Source organism: Anaerobacillus sp. QJM3NY_32 (assembly GCF_056173645.1).
The window spans coordinates 2,143,399-2,159,099 of the sequence record NZ_CM149684.1; the positions used below are offsets into that span (position 1 = coordinate 2,143,399).

At 40.6% G+C, this 15,701-nt stretch carries 12 protein-coding genes; all 12 read left to right on the forward strand.

Going from position 1 to position 15,701, the window contains the following annotated elements; translation table 11 throughout:
• Positions 1-4: 4 nt before the first annotated feature.
• The 12 genes from preA (at position 5) to AC0VYH_RS11465 (ending at position 15,657) form a co-directional block, all read left to right on the forward strand.
• The gene (preA, locus tag AC0VYH_RS11410) at positions 5-1,285 is read left to right on the forward strand and encodes an NAD-dependent dihydropyrimidine dehydrogenase subunit PreA (RefSeq protein WP_194221655.1); all 1,281 of its coding nucleotides are present in this window, start codon (positions 5-7) and stop codon (positions 1,283-1,285) included.
• A 15-nt stretch (positions 1,286-1,300) separates the two neighbouring features.
• Positions 1,301-2,719 carry a dihydropyrimidinase gene (gene hydA, locus AC0VYH_RS11415; protein WP_475373762.1) on the forward strand — a complete coding sequence of 473 codons (1,419 nt, stop codon included), beginning with the start codon at positions 1,301-1,303 and terminating at the stop codon, positions 2,717-2,719.
• A 24-nt stretch (positions 2,720-2,743) separates the two neighbouring features.
• Positions 2,744-4,225: an NCS1 family transporter gene (locus AC0VYH_RS11420; RefSeq protein WP_475373763.1), complete on the forward strand. Its 1,482-nt coding sequence runs from the start codon at positions 2,744-2,746 to the stop codon at positions 4,223-4,225.
• 4 nt (positions 4,226-4,229) lie between these two features.
• Positions 4,230-4,460: a hypothetical protein gene (locus AC0VYH_RS11425; protein ID WP_475373764.1), complete on the forward strand. Its 231-nt coding sequence runs from the start codon at positions 4,230-4,232 to the stop codon at positions 4,458-4,460.
• Positions 4,461-4,474: 14 nt separating this feature from the next.
• The gene (locus AC0VYH_RS11430) at positions 4,475-4,717 is read left to right on the forward strand and encodes a hypothetical protein (protein WP_194221659.1); all 243 of its coding nucleotides are present in this window, start codon (positions 4,475-4,477) and stop codon (positions 4,715-4,717) included.
• A gap of 290 nt (positions 4,718-5,007) precedes the next feature.
• A complete protein-coding gene (locus AC0VYH_RS11435) occupies positions 5,008-6,597 on the forward strand; it encodes a PucR family transcriptional regulator (protein ID WP_475373765.1) in 1,590 nt (529 codons plus the stop codon).
• Positions 6,598-6,708: 111 nt separating this feature from the next.
• Positions 6,709-8,175: a CoA-acylating methylmalonate-semialdehyde dehydrogenase gene (locus AC0VYH_RS11440; protein ID WP_475373766.1), complete on the forward strand. Its 1,467-nt coding sequence runs from the start codon at positions 6,709-6,711 to the stop codon at positions 8,173-8,175.
• A 15-nt stretch (positions 8,176-8,190) separates the two neighbouring features.
• Entirely contained in the window at positions 8,191-9,528 is a 1,338-nt protein-coding gene (locus AC0VYH_RS11445; protein ID WP_475373767.1) for an aminotransferase, read from the forward strand.
• Between the two features lie 130 nt (positions 9,529-9,658).
• Entirely contained in the window at positions 9,659-10,642 is a 984-nt protein-coding gene (locus AC0VYH_RS11450) for a quinone oxidoreductase family protein (RefSeq protein WP_194221662.1), read from the forward strand.
• Between the two features lie 498 nt (positions 10,643-11,140).
• Positions 11,141-13,999 (forward strand): 2-oxoglutarate dehydrogenase E1 component, encoded by a 2,859-nt coding sequence (locus AC0VYH_RS11455; protein WP_475367415.1) that lies wholly within the window; start codon positions 11,141-11,143, stop codon positions 13,997-13,999.
• Complete coding sequence (gene odhB / locus AC0VYH_RS11460; protein ID WP_475369007.1) at positions 13,992-15,293, forward strand: 2-oxoglutarate dehydrogenase complex dihydrolipoyllysine-residue succinyltransferase; 1,302 nt, start codon at positions 13,992-13,994, stop codon at positions 15,291-15,293. The genes AC0VYH_RS11455 and odhB overlap by 8 nt, the downstream gene beginning before the upstream one ends.
• Positions 15,294-15,453: 160 nt before the next feature.
• The gene (locus AC0VYH_RS11465; RefSeq protein ID WP_194221665.1) at positions 15,454-15,657 is read left to right on the forward strand and encodes a DUF6501 family protein; all 204 of its coding nucleotides are present in this window, start codon (positions 15,454-15,456) and stop codon (positions 15,655-15,657) included.
• Positions 15,658-15,701 lie beyond the last annotated feature (44 nt).

Here is a 15,701-nt window from a genome sequence, read left to right on the forward strand (position 1 = left end):
ATCGATGGCAGATCTTAGAACGAATCTTGCGGGTATCACTTCACCGAACCCATTTTGGTTAGCATCCGCTCCGCCTACCAATTCCGGGTACCAAGTACAACGTGCATTCGAAGCGGGATGGGGAGGAGCTGTTTGGAAAACGCTTGGAGACCCGATCCTGAATGTTTCTTCGAGATACGCAGCCGTTCATTTCAATGGCCAAAGAGTAGCGGGTTTTAATAATATCGAGCTAATTACAGATCGGCCACTTGAAGTGAATTTGAAAGAAATCTATGAAACGAAGAAAAAATTTCCTAACCACGCCGTTGTCGCTTCATTAATGGTTGAGCCTAATCAGGAAGCATGGCATGAAATCGTTAAAAAGACGGAAGCAGCTGGCGTTGATGGCCTTGAGCTTAATTTTGGCTGTCCACATGGAATGGCTGAACGGGGAATGGGCTCTGCTTCAGGGCAGGTCCCTGAGCTTGTGGAGAAACAAACTTTTTGGGCAAAAGAAGCTGCAGAAACTCCAGTCATCGTTAAGTTAACGCCTAATATTACAGATATCACAGCGACGGCTGAGGCAGCTGTTAGAGGCGGAGCTGATGCGGTGAGTATGATTAATACAATTAATAGTCTTGCTGGGGTTGATATTGATACATGGCTACCGATTCCGCATGTTGGCGGAAAAGGAGCGCATGGCGGCTACTGTGGTCCAGCGGTTAAGCCGATTGCGCTAAATATGGTAAGTGAATGTGCGAGAAACAGCCGTATTAACGTGCCGATTTCTGGAATGGGCGGTGTATCTAACTGGCAAAATGCAATTGAATTTATGTTGATGGGGGCAAGCAATGTTCAAATTTGTACAGCCGCCATGCATCACGGCTTTCGAATTGTGGAGGATCTTATCGACGGATTGTCCTCTTACCTTGACGAACGAGGCATTCTTTCGGTCCAAGACATCATTGGGAAATCTGTTCCAACCTTCTCTGACTGGGGTAATCTTGATCTTAACCATAAAGTGGTGGCGCGTATTAACAATGACGTTTGCATCAATTGCAATAAATGCCACATTGCATGTGAGGACACCTCGCATCAATGTATCGATATGCTAAATGACCCAAATGGGCATGCGATTCTTCAAGTAAGAGAAGAGGATTGCGTAGGCTGCAATTTATGTTCCATTGTTTGTCCAGTTGATGGAGCAATCGATATGATTGAAGTACAAAATGATTTGCCACAAATGACCTGGAACGAACGTCAATCTCTTATCGGTTCGCTTAAAGATATCAAAATATCCAAATAAGTAGGGGGATTTTAAATGAAAAAAATCATTCGAAATGGGACCATTGTAACGGCCAGTGAAACGTACCAGGCAGATATTCTAATATCTGATGGTATTATTTCTTCAATTGGTAAGAACATCGAAGAAGAAGGAGCTGAAATCATTGATGCGAGTGATCGTTACGTATTTCCTGGAGGAATCGATCCACATACACATCTAGAAATGCCTTTTGGTGGTACGGTCTCAAAAGATGATTTTGAAACAGGGACTATTGCTGCAGCTTTTGGAGGCACCACATCTGTCATCGATTTTTGCCTTACTGAGAAAGGAAAGCCTCTATCAACAGCGATTAAGACATGGCACGACAAATCAAAGGATAAATCGGTCATTGATTATAGTTTTCATTTAATGATTAGCGAAATAAACGACAGTGTTTTAGAGCAGCTTCCTGATGTGATCAATCAGGAGGGAATCACATCTTTCAAAGTTTTCATGGCTTACAAAAACGTTTTTCAATCAGATGATGAAACCCTTTATCGAACTCTTTTAGCAGCTAAAGAACTCGGAGCATTGGTCATGGTTCATGCTGAGAATGGTGATGTGATTGAATATTTAACGAAGGAAGCGCTATCGAAAGGTCAGACTGAACCTATTTATCACGCATTAACGAGACCACCAGAAGTGGAAGGAGAAGCAACAGGTCGTGCGGCCCAATTAACTGGTCTTGCTTCTTCTCAACTATATGTTGTTCATGTTAGCTGTCAGGAAGCAGCTGATAAAATTGCTGAAGCAAGAAAGAAAGGCTATGACATCCATGGCGAGACTTGTCCGCAATATCTTGTTTTAGATCAAACCTACTTAGAGAAACCGAATTTCGAAGGTGCAAAGTATGTATGGAGTCCGCCACTTCGTGAAAAGTGGAACCAGGAAGCTCTTTGGACGGCTCTTCGAACTGGACAGCTTGAGACGATTGGTTCTGATCAGTGTTCATTTGATTTTAATGGTCAAAAAGACCTCGGTCGAGATGATTTTACAAAAATCCCTAATGGCGGTCCAATGATTGAAGATCGGTTTAGTATTCTTTTCTCGGAAGGAGTACTGAAAAGAAGAATTTCATTAAACCAGTTTGTTGATATTACTTCAACAAAATCAGCAAAGCTATTTGGATTATTTCCTAAGAAGGGGACAGTTTCTATTGGAGCAGACGCAGATCTAGTTATATTTAACCCTGAAACAAAACGCAAAATCTCTGCTGAAACACACCATATGGCTGTAGATTACAATGCTTTTGAAGGAATGGAGATTACAGGTGAGCCAGAGACAGTTCTTGTAAGAGGTGAGTTTGTGATTAAAAACAAACAGTTTGTAGGTACACCGGGGTCAGGGAAGTATATGAAGCGAGCAAAATATGGAAAGCTTATGACCGTTACTGATAAGCCGATGATGATTCAGTAACTGACCGAAAAAGGAGATAGCTGAATGAAAAAAGATGAAAGCTATTTAAAGTCACCGGACCTTTTGCCGATTGCCCATAAAGATAGAAAAATAGGGACAGGCGGATTTGCCATGATGTGGGTTGGGATGGCTGTCGTTCTTGCTGCGTTTGCAATTGGTGGGGCCGGTGTTCAATCACTGTCACTTACGTGGGTTGTAGCGGCAACTATTATCGGTACGCTTGGAATTGGTTTGTTTATTACAGTGATTGGTGATATCGGTATTGAACATGGTCTATCTTTTCCAGTTTATATGAGGGCACCATTTGGTACGATCGGTACTCACATTCCATCCATTGTGAGAGGACTCGCTGCTTCATTCTGGTTTGGAATCAATACGTATTTTGGTGCAACGGCAATGAACGCTATTCTAAATGTACTTTTTGGGTTTGATAACTGGTTTGTGTGTTTTCTTATTTTCGCAACGCTTCAGCTCGTAAATACTGCACTAGGTATTAAAGCGGTTGAACGATTCGCAGATCTTGCTGCACCAGTGATCATTATCATCTCTGTTTGGATGTACGCTTCTTTATCCGATCAGGCAGTTTCGCAGGGAAGGGAAGTATGGGCGTGGATTGAAAGTCCTGTGACCGGTGGAGCGGCAGTTACTGCTTTTCTTGTGGTCATCTTTAGTAATATGGGATTTTGGGCAACCATTTCAGCGGACATCCCTTCTATATCAAGATTCATTAAGGCTCCTAAACTCGAGCGGAATTGGGTGAAGCGTAATAAAGGGACGTTAGTAGGTAGTATGATTGCGCTACCGATCACGCAAACCTTTATGGTCATTATTGGCGGTGTATCTTACATTGCCGTTTCGAATTATGATCCAGTTGTCGCACTACAGGAAGCCGCTACCGGTTTAGTGCTCGGCATTTTATTATTAATGATCGTTCTCGCTCAATGGTCAACTAACGTATCTGCTAACTTAGTACCAGCCGCCACGATTTTCTCCAATGTAGGTGGACCTAAAGTTCCGTTCTGGGCAGGTGTATTTATTGCAGGTATTATAGGATCAGTTGTTCAGCCGTGGAGTTTATTCAATATTCTCATCCCGATTTTGCTCATAGTTGGTGGGATCTTATCTGCAATTGTTGGAATTCTTTTTGCTGACTATTATCTTCTAAGAAAGCGTCGCGTCAACGTTCCAGATTTGTATGAGCAAAACGGTCAGTATCGTTATATGAATGGTGTAAATGCCGCTGGATTTATTGCCTGGGTTCTCGGAGGATTAGCTGCTTATTTTCTCTCAAACTATTCATTTCTAGTAGGCTTTATTGTAGGTGCTGGGACTTACTTTGTCTTAGCAAAATACTGGTGGTTTAAGAAATATGAACAAGCTGAAATGATAGACCCAAGTGATGAGAAATACCTTGGGATAACAGTTGGTCGTGATTGGACTATCATGAGTGACAGTGAATCTCATGCTGTTCAAGAAGTGGGGAGTGCACTTGACGAAAGGAGCTAAAGAAATGAGAGAATATCAGCATTATTTAATCGAACGCGAGAAGGTCGACTATTTTATTGACCGTGGCTATCGAATCAATGGTATTACCGAGAATTTAAGTGGGGCATTTATAGAGTTTATTCATAAAGACATGAAATCTGATGAAATTACAAAGGAAATTCTTCATATTCAAACCGCTGATGGGAGAAAATACTTCTCAGCTCTTCTTTTAAAACAGATGCAATCCGTTACTTAGAGAGGAGGAAGCTCATGGAGTACACTTTATATTCGAAGGATAGCGCTTATCCATGCGAAGTAACGATTGATGAAGAAAATGGTCGTTATATGATAAGAAAGGCGGATACGAGCGGAGAGATTTTCAATTCAGCAGCTGAGTTAACGCTCTGGATTCGATCAAATTGGAAAGAGACGGACTTCCGGAGTAAGAAACAATATTATTATTTAATGGAGTTATTAGACGAATACGAATGGGAAGTAGACACTGGGCAGTAGTTGCCCGGTGTTTTTTTACTTTTCGTGTACTGATGCAAATGATACTATACGCAAAATTTCATATACCGTAATGTAATGTAAAAAATTTAAGTAATTATGACTAATAATGTCATTATTTAGAGAATACCTAGAAATGATTTTCACGATGTAGTAAAGTTATCCTCACAAGATGTAAGCGTTATCATAAATGATGATTGAAAGATTATGTGCCGTAAAACCCCTGAATAGCAAAACTTCATGATTAGATTAACCATATAATCTTCAGAAGAGGAAGTGGTAGGATGCTGCGAATGACTAGTTTAACGGTCCATGAAGTGTTAGAGAGAGAACATTTTCATCATGCTACTGTCTTAGCTGGAAAAAACGGATTAGATCGAAGAATTAAATGGGTTCACGTTATGGAAGTAACCAGTGTAAAGCAGCTATTACACGGTGAAGAATTGATTTTATCCACAGGATTTGTTTGGAAAGATAACATAAGTGTTTTTCGCTCTATTGTGCAGCAATTGATACAAAGTAAAGCTGCTGGTCTTTGCATTGAAATAGGTACATACATGGATCATATCCCTTCAGAAATAATCGAACTTGCCGATCAGTATCATTTCCCCATTATTGCATTTACAAGAGAAGTTCGATTCGTTGATATCACACAGGACCTTCACTCCCTCTTAATTGCCCATCACTATCAAATGATTTCAGATCTGGAGCAGTTTTCACAGGAACTCAATAACCTTCTTCTTGTACCAGGATGTTTAACAAAGATTTTAACGCTACTTTCCATAAAAACAGGTATGCAGGTGATTTATAACCCTAAAGAAGCTGAGCCTATTTTTGCACCTGAAGCAACGGAAGAAAAAAAGGATACGTTTTTGCATTTTCTTACGATCCAACCAGAGGGTAAAGGCCTCGTGCTCCAACATGTTCGTGCAATGGATTATCACTTTGCGAATCTCATACTTGTCCCTGCGCAACATGCTTCGATTTCTGATTACGATATGCTACTACTTGATCGAAGTGCTACGGCAATCGCTCAATATCTTTTACGAGAATTATATATTGAAGAGAAGAAGCGAGCTCTTGAAACTGAATGGTTATACGATTGGATTGAAGGAAAGCATTCTGAAGAAAGAGTTTTATCCTATCTTGTAGATGTGGATGAAACACTTATTCCACGAGGTCTTCATGTATGCACGTGTAAATTCAAAAAACATCATGATACCTACACTTCTTCTCAGATGACATACTTTATGCTTCTCATGCGGTCTGTTTTTGAACAGGAAGGTTTCTTTGTATTATCGTTAACATCAAGGAATAAACTGATAATCATCATTCTAAATCGTCGATCTGAAGCAGATGTTGATCACCGTTTACGAGAGGCCTTTGAACGTTTTCTTCAAAGCGACATCTTACAAAAAGAGTCTGTACCAGAAGTGGAGAAAATAGGAGTAGGTAAACATGTCCACCTCTTAAAAGACATGCATAAAAGCTATGATTCATCTCTTGAGACACTTGTCATGAATGAGAAACTATTCTCACAATCATCTATAGTGACCTACTACAATGACTTCCATATTTACCGTATGATCTTCCAACTAGCTAAGGGGAGAGAACTTAATGAATTTATGTTTGATTATTTAGACCCCGTTATTCAATATGATTCGAAGAATAACAGCAACTTACTAAATACGTTGAAAGTCTACATGTGTTGCAATGGATCAAAAAAGGAAACGGCTGAACAGCTTTACGTTGTACGACAGACCCTTTATCATCGGTTAGAAAAATTGGAAGAGTTACTTGGGAGTGATTTTATGTGCTCTCCTAAGCGGCAAGCTATTGAATTCTCGTTACATGCATACGATTATTTGAAACAAAATGGATAAAATGTGCAACGTGTACAATAGGCTCCTCATCCATGTTACGTTTTGTCTAATGTATGAGTGCCATTACATCCCCTACAATAAAGATATGAACGAATCAAAGGAGGGCATGTAATGACAGTTGTAAAGAAGGAAACGGCCGTATTAAAAAACTTTGTTAATGGGGAATGGGTAAACGCCAAAAGTAAAGATACGCTTGACGTCCCAAATCCTGCAACAGAAGAGAACCTCGCATATGTGCCACTATCGTCAAAAGAAGACGTTGATCTTGCTGTTCATGCTGCGACCACTGCATTTGAAACATGGAGCAAAGTTCCTGTTCCAAAAAGGGCACGAGTATTGTTTAAGTATCATTCCCTTCTAGTGAAAAACCACGAGGAACTAGCTGAGCTCGTTGTTAAAGAAAATGGAAAGAGTTATAAAGAAGCATATGGAGAAGTGCTTCGTGGTATTGAATGTGTGGAGTTTGCGACTGGAGCACCTTCTTTAATGATGGGAGACAATCTGTCTACGATCGCTGAAAGTATAGATTCAGAGATGTTCCGCTATCCTGTGGGTGTTGTTGGGGGAATTACTCCATTTAACTTTCCAATGATGGTACCTCATTGGATGTTTCCTCTTGCCATTGCCTGTGGGAATACGTTTGTTTTGAAGCCTTCTGAACGTACGCCCATTCTTGCTAACCGTATAGCGGAACTGTTAACAGAAGCTGGTTTACCAAAAGGTGTATTTAATATTGTGCACGGTGCTCATGACGTTGTAAATGGATTGATAGAACATGAAGAAGTAAAAGCAGTGTCATTCGTAGGCTCTCAGCCCGTTGCTAAATATGTTTATGAACAAGCGGCATCACGAGGTAAAAGAGTGCAGGCGCTATCTGGTGCCAAAAATCATCATATTGTGATGCCTGATGCAGATATCGAAAAGGCTGTTCAACAAGTCATTAGTTCGACATTTGGTAGTGCAGGTCAGCGTTGTATGGCTTGTAGTGCCGTGGTTATTGTTGGAGACGGTGAAGCGTTTATTTCTGCTTTAAAAGACAAAGCAAATGAATTGAAGATGGGGAATGGATTAGATGAAGAGGTGTTGCTAACGCCAGTCATTCGAGCATCACATCGTGAAAAAGTTCTTGGATACATCGATAAAGGTTTAGAAGAAGGAGCAGCGTTAATTCGTGATGGACGCAGTGACATGAAAGAGCATGAGCAGGGGAATTTTATTGGACCTACTATCTTTGATGAAGTGACACCAGAGATGACGATTGCAAAAGAAGAGATTTTTGCACCTGTTCTTAGTTTATTACATGCTGATGGGATTGATGGAGCGCTTGGTATTCTCCGCAAATCTCGGTATGGTAACGGCGCAACAATTTATACGAAGGATGCAGGGGCGATTAGGAAATTCCGTGAAGAAGCCGATGCTGGCATGCTTGGCGTAAATGTTGGTGTTCCAGCACCTATGGCATTTTTCCCTTTTTCGGGATGGAAGGATTCTTTCTATGGAGATCTTCATGCAAATGGAAAAGACGGTGTGAATTTCTATACAAAAAGAAAAATGATTACAACTCGCTTTGACTACTAGAGGGGAGTGAAGAGTATGCATACTGCTCACGAGAATCTTGCAGGAAAAGATGAGAAATACGTCTGGCATGCGATGCGTCCATATGATCCAAAGTCTACTATGGTGATTGAGAAAGCAAATGGCGCCTGGTTAACTGATTACGAAGGAAATCAATTTCTCGATGCTATGGCTGGACTCTGGTGTGTCAATGTTGGGTACGGTCGAGAGGAACTGGCTCAGGCAGCTTTTGATCAGCTTAAAGAGTTATCTTATTATCCGTTAACGCATACACACGCCCCGGCTATTAAGTTAGCAGAAAAGCTAAATGAGATGCTTGGTGGAGGGTACGTTATCTTTTTCTCTAATAGCGGGTCTGAAGCAAACGAAACAGCTTTCAAAATTGCGAGGCAATATCATGAGCAAAAGGGAGAAGGAAGTAGACATAAAATTGTTTCCCGCTATAGAGCGTATCATGGTAATACAATGGGTTCATTAGCTGCAACAGGTCAGGCGCAACGGAAATACAAATATGAACCACTTGGTCAGGGTTTTTTACATGTACAGCCACCAGATACGTATAGAGAGAATCAAGATCATCAAGGACAACTACCTTCGGTCAAAGCCGTTGATGACATTATGACATGGGAGCTTAGCCAAACAGTCGCCGCTATGATTATGGAACCGATCATCACAGGTGGAGGTATTATTATGCCTCAACAAGAGTACATGAAATCCGTGAAAGAAATATGTGAAAAGCACGGCGCTCTGTTAATTTGTGATGAAGTGATTTGTGGCTTCGGAAGAACAGGAAAAGCATTCGGCTTTATGAATTATGACGTAAAGCCAGATATAGTGACAATGGCAAAAGGTTTAACAAGTGGTTATCTCCCATTATCTGCAACAGCTGTTAAAGAAGAGGTCTACGAAGCATTTAAGGGGAAAGATTCTTATGATCATTTCAGACATATCAATACATTCGGCGGCAATCCAGCTTCATGTGCACTTGCCCTAAAGAATTTAGAAATAATGGAGCAGGAGCAGCTTTTTGATCGGTCACATACATTAGGTGATAAGCTAAAGAAGCAGTTAACAGAGCGGTTAGCCACTCACCCGAATGTTGGTGATGTTCGAGGGAAAGGATTATTGGTTGGCATCGAGCTCGTCGAAGACAAGAGCACTAAGAAGCCGTTAGAGGTCAGTGAGCTAAATAAAGTAATCGCCTATTGCAAATCGCAAGGTGTAATTATAGGGAAGAATGGTGACACGGTAGCAGGTTATAACAATGTTTTAACGATGGCTCCTCCACTAACGATCAAAGAAAAGGATGTCGATTTACTTGCTCAAACCGTAATTGAAGGTCTACTACATTTATAAAAGTGCGCCGATGGCGCACTTTTTATTGCGGGGGAAGTGGTATCAATTAAAAAAGATTGAATATTTGAATATCTTGTATTATAGTGAAAGTGTTACATACTGACTGGTTAGTTAAAAAGGAGGAATTGCAATGAAAGCGATCCAACTGAAGGAATTTGGTGGACCCGAAGTTTTACAACTCATTGACATGGATGTTCCGGAACCAAAAGGTCATGAAGTATTAATTGAAATTCAAGCTATTGGAGTTAATTACGCTGATACAGCAAGAAGAGAAGGGCAATATGTTGTTGAAACTCCGCTTCCTTACGTTCCAGGCTCCGAAGTAGCAGGTATAGTGAAAGCTGTTGGAGAGAAGGTGACTTCCGTAAAACCAGGATCATCTGTTGTGACGTTACTAGGCACGAAAAATGCGACGGGTTATGCAGAATTTACGCTAGCTGATGAAAGAGGGTTGATTGCCATTCCTGAAGGTGTTGAACCTCAATATGCTGTTGCGTTACCGCTACAGGGCTTGAGTGCTTACCATACACTCAAAACAATGGGACGATTTGAAAATGGGGAAACTGTCTTAATTCATGCGGCTGCAGGTGGCGTTGGAACGATAGCCGTTCAACTCGCAAGACTATGGGGAGCTAAAACGGTTATTGGAACAGCGAGTAGTGAAGAAAAAAGAAACCTTGCTGCTGATATGGGTGCAGATCTCACTGTGGATTATACGAAAGAAGGATGGGAGCAAGAAGTTTTAGATGCAACAGATGGAAATGGAGTGGACGTTATTCTGGAAATGGCAGGCGGAGACGTTTTTAGAAAATCGTTGAAGTGTCTTGCTCCATTTGGACGACTCGTTATTTATGGCGTGGCGAGCGGAGAACAAAGCCGCTTCTATCCATCCTCTCTAATGGAGAAAAATCAATCAGTGGTTGGTTTTTTCCTGCCACAAATGATGCGCAAACCAGTCCTTTATCAAAAGAGTCTCGAAGAATTGCTACATTATATGCAAAGTGGAGAATTGAAATTAACAATTGGTGGTGTATTTAATTTAGAAGAAGCAGCTGACGTTCATCGTATGCTTCAAGGGCGTCAAACGAAAGGAAAACTAATCTTAACACCTTAATTCAACATAAACAAAGCCGACCTATAAAGGTCGGCTTTGTTTAGTTATAGCTGATATTCGTTTAGGTAAGTAGTACTTCGCTTTTCCACATACAACTAATTTTTAACGAATCCTATAGGATGAATGAAATAAAATGGACCGCATTTCGCTCGTATGACACTAAAGAAATAAACCGCTGTAAATATTCATTGGTAGAAAATCGATATTAGCTATTCACTATGGTAACACTTTGTGGTAATTTAGTATTGCACTGTGTTAATATTCGAAAAATTTTTCGACTTTTATCATTGTTCGTTGAAATTTTTTTTCGAGAATTTGCTTGAAAGTTTTGTGAGCAGTCTAAAATTATGCTAAAATATCAATGTAAGCGTTTTTTTAAATTGAATGTTTCAAATCGCGAAATGAGTGTAAAGAACAAGTAAGAAACCATGCTTAAAGTGGTGTGCAATTAGACCATTGCACTAATCGAGTTTAAACCCAGCAGGGAGGTAGCATGCTTTGAATACCAAACAGTCCAGAGTGGAACACCCATGGCAAGAATTTTATGGACCAAACCTTGGCTATGCCATTGAATTATATGAAAAATATCAAGAGGATCCTGAATCTGTTGATCCAGACATGCGTCAAAAATTTGACCAGTGGGGACCCCCACCTTCTTCACAAGAAGTAGTTGAAACTTCAGGTCAGCCAGCTAATCTCAAAAAGGTTATTTCTGCTGTTAAATTAGCCGACAATATTCGTACATACGGTCATTTAGCTGCGGCGATCAACCCGCTTTCTAATGAAAAATCTGATCAGGATTTCATGACACCACAGAAATACGGTCTCTCTGATGAAGACCTGAAAGCGATTCCTGCACAAGTGATTTGGGAAAATGCTCCTGATGAAGTAAACAATGGATTGCAAGCGATTCAAAAATTGCAAGATCTTTATACAAAATCTATGTCTTATGAGTTCACTCATGTTCATTCAGACGATGAGCGTAAATGGCTAGATGAAATGGTAGAAAACGACTCTGTAAGTCGTACACTTACGAATGATGATCGTAAGGAGCTTCTACGCAGATTAACGGAAGTAGAAGGATTCGAGAAATTCCTTCATAAAACATTTGTTGGTCAAAAGCGCTTTTCAATCGAAGGCGTTGATGCCATGGTGCCGATGCTTGACGATGTTATTAAGTGCGGGACAAGTGATGGTGCAAAGAACGTTATGATTGGTATGGCGCACCGAGGTCGTTTGAACGTTCTAACACACGTATTAAACAAGCCTTACGAGAAAATATTCTCTGAATTTCACCATGCACCAAATAAGGAACTCGTTCCTTCAGAAGGTTCAATGGGAATTAACTACGGTTGGACTGGTGACGTTAAATATCACATGGGGGCAGACCGGAAATTTGAAGAGTCTGATACTGCTAAAGCAACGGTAACACTAGCAAACAACCCGAGTCATCTTGAATTCGTCGATCCTGTTGTAGAAGGTTATGCTCGAGCTGCTCAAGAAACACGTGAAGAAAAAGGTGAGCCAAAGCAGGACTTCCGTAAATCGTTTGCTATCTTAATTCATGGCGATGCGGCCTTCCCAGGTGAGGGAGTGGTTGCTGAGACGCTTAACTTAAGTCAGCTGAAAGGCTATCATACTGGTGGAACGATTCATATCATAGCTAACAATCAGCTTGGATTTACGACTGAAAGCACGGACTCTCGCTCTACAAAGTACGCAAGTGATCTTGCTAAAGGCTACGAAATTCCAATTGTTCACGTTAATGCGGATGATCCAGAGGCGTGTCTCGCTGCTATGCACCTAGCATACGAATACCGCATGAAGTTTAATAAAGACTTTCTAATTGATCTCATCGGCTATCGTCGATTTGGCCATAATGAAATGGATGATCCGGCTGTAACGCAGCCGCATTTATATGAAAAGATTAAAAACCACCCTACTGTTCGAGCGAGCTATGCGAAGTATCTTACTGAGCAGAAAGTCATCGAGAGTGGTGATGGCGAGAAATATGATGAGGAAATTCTTGCACAGCTACAAGAGCAATACGATAAGGTGGCTAAGGGTGGCGAAGCTGATACAGATGTAAAAGAACTGCAGCCGCCTAAAGAAATCGTTAAAGGAATACCAACTATTGATACATCTGTTCAACTTGAAACATTGAAAGATATTAATGAGAAGCTTCTAATTCGTCCTGATGGCTTTAATGTATATCCAAAGCTTGAGCGGATTTTAAAAAGAAGACTTGATATGTTGGAAGAGGGCGGAAAAGTGGATTGGGCCCTTGGTGAAACGCTAGCATTTGCTTCTATTCTAGGTGATGGAACTCCAATTCGTATTACAGGTCAGGACTCACAGCGTGGTACATTCGCGCAACGTCATCTCGTTCTTCATGATAAAGAAACTGGAGAGACGTTCTGTCCGCTACACGAAATACCGCAGGCAGAGTCTTCCTTTGCGATTCATAATAGTCCGCTATCTGAAGCGTCAGTTGTTGGATTCGAATATGGATATAATGTTTTTGCTCCAGAAACACTCGTTATTTGGGAAGCACAATATGGTGACTTTGCTAATGCTGCTCAAGTTATATTTGACCAATTTGTTTCTGCTGGAAGAGCTAAGTGGGGACAAAAATCAGGAATGGTTCTTCTACTTCCTCATGGTTATGAAGGTCAAGGTCCTGAGCATTCAAGTGGTAGAGTTGAACGCTTCCTTACTTTAGCTGCAGAAAACAACTGGACAGTTGCGAACCTTACTAGTGCGGCACAATACTTCCACATATTGCGAAGACAAGCTGCGATACTAGAGAAACAAGAAGTTCGTCCGCTCGTTATTATGACTCCTAAGAGCCTACTTCGTAATCAACGTACATCATCACCTGGTTTCGAATTTAGTCAAGGTCAGTTCCTAAGCGTTGTTGAACAAGCGGGTCTTGGTGAGAAGAAAACGAAAGTCGAACGTATTGTTTTATGTACTGGGAAAGTAGCTGTTGATCTTGCAGCTGAAATTGAGTCATCTGATGAAAAGTATGACTGGCTACATGTTTTAAGAGTGGAGCAATTATATCCATTCCCTGAGGATGAAGTGAAGAAGATTTTTGAACGGTATTCAAATGTGAAAGAAATCATTTGGTTACAAGAAGAACCAAAGAATATGGGAGCATGGAATTATATCGCATCTCGAATTCACGATTCAGCACCTGATGGAGTTTCCGTTACCTATGTAGGACGTCCTGATCGTTCAAGTCCTGCAGGTGGAGAGCCTAACGTGCATAAGAAAGACCAGGAAAGAATTATTCAAGAAGTATTAGAACCATCCAAAACTGTTTCCCATCAAGGAGGTAATCGTCGTGATTGAAGTTAAAGTACCAGAACTAGCAGAATCCATTACAGAAGGTACCATTTCTCAATGGTTAATAAAAGTAGGCGACAAAGTTGAAAAAGGTGACAACCTTGTTGAGCTTGAAACAGATAAAGTAAACATTGAAGTGAGCGCAGAAAATGATGGCGTGATTGAAGAACTTCTTAAAGAGCCAGGAGATAATGTTGAAGTAGGCGAAATTATTGCTTATCTTGGCAGCGGAAGTGGAGAAAATAGTTCTTCTGAAACAAAAGAAGAGAAATCCACTGAAAATGCGGAAGCAAAACAGGAAGAAAAAGAAACACCTGAGGATGCGAAGTCAGAGCAAGAATCTAAAGCACATACAACTGAATCAAGTGAAGAAAAATCCGAGAATGGTCGCACTGTTGCTTCACCTTCTGCGCGTAAGCTTGCCCGTGAACTAGGTGTTGATTTAAACAATGTTGAAACACGCGATCCATTAGGTCGTGTTCGTCCAGACGATGTGAAGGCACATGCAGATAAAGCGAACCAGAAAGAAGCACCTAAGCAAGAAAAGAAACAGGAGACTCCGAAACAAGAAAAGAAATCTCCTGATGCAAATGAAGGCAAGCCAGTAGAGCGTGTGAAGATGTCACGTCGTCGTCAAACGATTGCTAAGCGTCTTGTGGAAGTACAGCACACGGCTGCTATGTTAACAACGTTTAATGAAGTTGACATGACAGCAATTATGGAACTTCGTAAGCGTCGCAAAGACAAGTTTCTAGAAGATAATGATGTAAAGCTCGGATTTATGTCATTTTTCACGAAAGCGGTTGTTGGCGCACTGAAGAAATATCCACGTCTAAATGCAGAAATTCAAGATACTGATATTGTCTTGAAGAAGTTTTATGATATCGGTATTGCAGTTGGAGCAGAAGAAGGACTTGTCGTTCCTGTCGTTCGTGATGCAGATAAGCTATCTTTTGCTGGAATCGAACAGGAAATTGGTAACCTTGCAAAAAAAGCTCGTGATAATAAATTAAAGCTTGATGAACTTCAGGGTGGTTCATTCACTATTACTAATGGTGGGATTTTCGGATCAATGCTTTCGACACCGATTTTGAACGCTCCTCAAGTTGGTATTCTAGGAATGCACAAAATTCAATGGCGTCCTATGGCAATTGATCAGGAAAGAATGGAAAACCGTCCGATGATGTACATCGCCCTCTCATACGATCACCGTATTGTTGATGGAGGAGAAGCGGTTAGCTTCCTTGCTAAAATTAAAGACCTTCTTGAAGATCCAGAACAGCTACTTCTAGAAGGGTAATTTAACGAAGAACCTGAATCTCACCGATTCAGGTTCTTTTTACATCAAGACAGTTGGTGATTCCACGATTAACTTGTTTGAAAAGGAATAGATGATCTTCCTTTAACTTATTGGTTCTGTCATGTAAAATAAAAAGAAAGTTGAAAGGAAGTGAAACAAGATGATTCATCATTCATGGAAAGAAGCACCTACTATTAAAAATGTGAAGTGTGTACATACAGATGCAAAGAAGTATATGGTCAATCGCGTATTAACAGAAGGTAAAACATATGAAGTTAAGAATGAAACAGAAGAGTTTTTATTTGTAGTTGATAATAGTGGAAAAGTTGGCGGATTTTATAAAGAGTATTTTGAGGAAATCTAGTATTCCATATCGTTTAGACCAGATCATTAATGATCTGGTCTTTT

Bases quoted from the DNA above. Each gene is read 5' to 3' on its own strand.
- preA (WP_194221655.1), top strand. From the start codon at position 5: ATGGCAGATCTTAGAACGAATCTTGCGGGTATCACTTCACCGAACCCA.
- hydA (WP_475373762.1), top strand. From the start codon at position 1,301: ATGAAAAAAATCATTCGAAATGGGACCATTGTAACGGCCAGTGAAACG.
- AC0VYH_RS11420 (WP_475373763.1), top strand. From the start codon at position 2,744: ATGAAAAAAGATGAAAGCTATTTAAAGTCACCGGACCTTTTGCCGATT.
- AC0VYH_RS11425 (WP_475373764.1), top strand. From the start codon at position 4,230: ATGAGAGAATATCAGCATTATTTAATCGAACGCGAGAAGGTCGACTAT.
- AC0VYH_RS11430 (WP_194221659.1), top strand. From the start codon at position 4,475: ATGGAGTACACTTTATATTCGAAGGATAGCGCTTATCCATGCGAAGTA.
- AC0VYH_RS11435 (WP_475373765.1), top strand. From the start codon at position 5,008: ATGACTAGTTTAACGGTCCATGAAGTGTTAGAGAGAGAACATTTTCAT.
- AC0VYH_RS11440 (WP_475373766.1), top strand. From the start codon at position 6,709: ATGACAGTTGTAAAGAAGGAAACGGCCGTATTAAAAAACTTTGTTAAT.
- AC0VYH_RS11445 (WP_475373767.1), top strand. From the start codon at position 8,191: ATGCATACTGCTCACGAGAATCTTGCAGGAAAAGATGAGAAATACGTC.
- AC0VYH_RS11450 (WP_194221662.1), top strand. From the start codon at position 9,659: ATGAAAGCGATCCAACTGAAGGAATTTGGTGGACCCGAAGTTTTACAA.
- AC0VYH_RS11465 (WP_194221665.1), top strand. From the start codon at position 15,454: ATGATTCATCATTCATGGAAAGAAGCACCTACTATTAAAAATGTGAAG.